General features: G+C 41.0%; 2 protein-coding genes. One reads left to right on the top strand and one right to left on the bottom strand.

Features of this window, described 5'->3' with window-relative positions; translation table 11 throughout:
* Positions 1-385: 385 nt before the first annotated feature.
* On the bottom strand, positions 386-550 hold the full coding sequence (locus tag SAE01_RS24650; RefSeq protein WP_170234263.1) for a hypothetical protein: 165 nt from the start codon (positions 548-550) through the stop codon (positions 386-388).
* Positions 551-773: 223 nt separating this feature from the next.
* On the opposite strand from SAE01_RS24650, the gene SAE01_RS24000 reads away from it, so the two are divergent.
* Positions 774-3,482, top strand: a complete 2,709-nt coding sequence (locus SAE01_RS24000) for a PIG-L family deacetylase (protein ID WP_147206381.1) — start codon at positions 774-776, stop codon at positions 3,480-3,482.
* Positions 3,483-3,644 lie beyond the last annotated feature (162 nt).

Genomic DNA, 3,644 nt, shown 5'->3' with positions numbered 1-3,644 from the left:
TTCGCCTTCGCTTGGCACCTAACCGGCTGATGTCCCTTATGCAAGAACTGTTGTCAGAACGATAATAAGTTGGCTTAACGTTACTTTTTATACGTTTTTCACTAGCAATTTTTACTGTGGCTACTACTGCCTGTTGGTGGAATTAATGGGAACAAATGCTCTATGCACGGGTGCCAAAAAAAAGCTGCGACTAAACAAAAAGTACAAGCGAGTGACACAACAATGTTTGGATAACATGCAATGTTTGCAACAAGCTCTTTCATTAGTCATCACACCCACTGCAGCCGTCCAACCTGAATTGCAAAATTGATTTAAGCAAACATTAAAAAAGGGCCATAAAAGCTCTTAACTAAAGTATGATTAAAAGTAGAGGAGACAATCCATTTCATCTCTTGTCTAGTGTAGTACTATTCTCCTCTTTTTCAATATCTGTCTTCTTTTGATCAGTAGTAGGCATGACTGGTTCACCGTCTTTACCAACCTGTACAAAAGCATTATCAGTATTTTTTTCAGGAGCAGTTTGTTCGGGGAACTTATTATCGTTTTCCATGTAGCTTTTTTTCTAAAATGATAAAAATTTGTGCCATCAGGTTTTGTAAGAACAACACTATGACGGTATTGAACCGTAAGTGTTGAGATACTAAATTTTCCTGTGTCTCTATCTGGTAATCAAGTTTTCTTTTTTCTCGGCAATACGCTTAACTTAACCAATAGTATTTGCATTGCTACTAAAGCCTTTACAACAAATTGTTTTTCAAATTCACGAAAGTTATATGAATAAGCTACCGAAAAATTCTCCTCTGTTTTTACTAATTGCCGTTATATTTTTCGCCAATCAAAATGTTCTTGCTCAGAACATCGGTCGGCCTCTTTACAAAGTTTTGACGCTTTCGGGAGAGAAACAAGGGGCAAAAGATGTGGCACAAGACCATGGAATATCAGGTGTATGGCAAAAACTACAGAAGCTAACAACTACTGCTAGTGTGCTTCACACTCAGGCACATCCCGACGATGAGCATGCTGACCTATTGACTTATCTCAGCCGTGGAAAGGGTGTGCGAACAGCATTGCTGGCGTTAAACCGTGGTGAGAGCGGTGGCAATGTGTTAGGTGGAGAGTCTTTTGATCAGCTCGGCTTATTACGGACCGAAGAATTTTTATTAGCAGGAAGTTATTATGGATTAGACGATCTCTACTTTACTAAACTTGCCGATTACGGGTTTTCAAAGAGAGTAGAGGAAGCATATGAAAAATGGGGTAAGCAGAATGTGCTGGCAGAAATGGTAAGGGTTATTCGTATTAACAAGCCCCTGGTTATTGTTTCCCGTTTTCATGGTACCACACGCGATGGACACGGTAATCACCAGGCGGCGGGAGAGATAAGCCAGCTAGCGTTTACAATGGCAGCAGATCCGGCCGCGTTTCCTGAACAAATAAGCAAAGAAGGATTAAGGCCATGGAAAGTACTTAAGCTCTATCGTGGTGGGATAAGACCCGCCGAACATTGGAATGTGCAGTTGAATTCGGGAGAATTTAGTCCGTGGTTGGGAGATACCTACAAAAACTTTTCACTGCTTGGTTATAGCCTGCATCGTTCGCAAAATGGCGGCCATAGAAATGAGGTCTATGGTCCTTCACTGCAATATTATGAGCGGATGAAAAGCGAGGTGAATAGTGACGAAAAAGAAAACACCTTTTTTGACGGAATAGATACGACACTGCCTGGAATTTTTAAGATAACCCGAGAGACTGCGCCGACAGGGGTTGCAACATTACTCAGTGAAATAACTGCTGAAATTACAAAAGCTGTGAATGCTTATGAACCACAAAATCCTACAGCTATTTTGCCCTTTCTAACCAATGGATTATCTAAAACCCGCGAAGCAATTGCTTTGTCGACCGATCAGCGAGATGCGGTTTTTATGTTACAAATCAAAGAACGCCAATTCACTGACGCCATCAATTCTGCTCTTGGCATTCACATGGAAGCGATGGCTGTACCAATAGGAACAAAAGAGAAGAGGAATTTTTATGAACCACAGCCAACAATGGGTTTTGCAGTTGCCGGACAACCTTTTAAGGTGGAGACGATCCTGGTAAATAATAGTTCGGCAGTTATTGAACCGAAGAGTATTAAATTGATCGGCGGTGGAAACTGGAAGATTGAGCAGGCAATCCAGGACCTAAAACCCCTACAGAAAAACGAAAAAGTGGAGATGGCTTTTACCGTGACTGTTGCTGATAACACTCCTTTTTCACAACCTTATTTTAGCCGGCAATCCATACAGGAAAGTCAGTATCAAATAAAGGATTCGGAGAATGAAAACTTGCCTTGGTCAGCATCACCTTTGCAAATGTCAGCATCTTACATAGTCAATAACCAGTTGATAGAAATACAGATGCCAGTGCAGGTAAGACAGGCAAACTTGCCCTATGGTTATGACAAATATTCTTTGAAGGTTGCGCCGGCAATAGGAGTGAAGCTGTTGCCTCGTAGTGGTATCATTCCAAAAAATAGCAAGGTTAAAATGGTAGATGCAAAGGTTGAGTTGGTAAATAATTTTGATGGGCCAATAAGTGGAAATCTTGCCTTGAAAACCCCGGCTGGTTGGAAGGTTCAACCTTTAAACACTCCATTTTCTTTTACAAAGTCAGGTGAAAAAGCAAACTATTCATTCAAAGTATCATTACCGACGATAGACGAAAAGGCATATCAAATGCAAGCAATAGCAACAGCAAATGGTAAAGCATATACTGAAGGTTATGATCTAATTTCTCATCGAGATAATGACCAGGCACTTCAGTATCATCCTGCTGTTGCAAGCATAAAAGGGATCGACGTAAATGTAGTACCGGGTATAAGCATAGGGTATGTAATGGGTGTGGGAGATGAGGTACCGCAAGGGTTGGAACAACTGGGAGCGAAGGTTCAATTGCTTACAGCAAGTGATTTGTCAACAGGCAAGTTGGAACAGTTTGATGTGATAATGATCGGTACCCGAGCCTATGCAGTACGCCAGGACTTGAACACCTACAATCAACGGCTGTTGAATTATGCTAAAAACGGCGGGCACTTACTTGTATTGTTCCAGACACCTGAGTTTGTGCCAGAGCGAATGGCTCCTTATACCGCTCAACTACCTGGAAATTCAGAAGAGATTTCAGAAGAGAATTCTCCTGTAAAAATTCTTAACCCTGCTCACCCCGTTCTAAATTTCCCCAATAAGATTACTTTGGTTGATTTTGACAGTTGGGTTGAACAACGTGGTTCTAAGTTTTTTTCAACATGGGATACTGCTTATGTGCCTATTATTTCTACAAATGATATTGGCCAGGCTCCTCAAAGTGGCGGTTGGTTAATGGCTAAATATGGAAAGGGTAATTACACGTATTGCGCTTATGCGTTTCACCGACAGCTTCCTTATGCTGTTGACGGTGCTTATCGCATTTTGGCAAATTTGATTTCTTACGGGAAAAAGTAGAAACTCTTATGCTCAGCTTGTTACTTTGTTTTTCTTGAAAAAAAGAAAGTAACCAAAGAAAATTCAAGAAAGGAACGAAACAGCCCGTTCCTTTCGTTATTCCTTGATTTAGCAGTAGTGCTACTGTGGCTTCAACAGTACGTTTTCATGCCTTTTCTTTTT

Source organism: Segetibacter aerophilus, assembly GCF_007991655.1.
Taxonomy (GTDB): domain Bacteria; phylum Bacteroidota; class Bacteroidia; order Chitinophagales; family Chitinophagaceae; genus Segetibacter; species Segetibacter aerophilus.
The sequence above is the reverse complement of the archived record's forward strand: the minus strand, read 5'-3'. Positions and strand labels throughout refer to the sequence as shown.

What these genes read in the sequence shown, in the direction of transcription:
- SAE01_RS24000 (WP_147206381.1), top strand. Translation starts at nt 774, where the DNA reads ATGAATAAGCTACCGAAAAATTCTCCTCTGTTTTTACTAATTGCCGTT.
- SAE01_RS24650 (WP_170234263.1), bottom strand. Translation starts at nt 550, where the DNA reads ATGGAAAACGATAATAAGTTCCCCGAACAAACTGCTCCTGAAAAAAAT.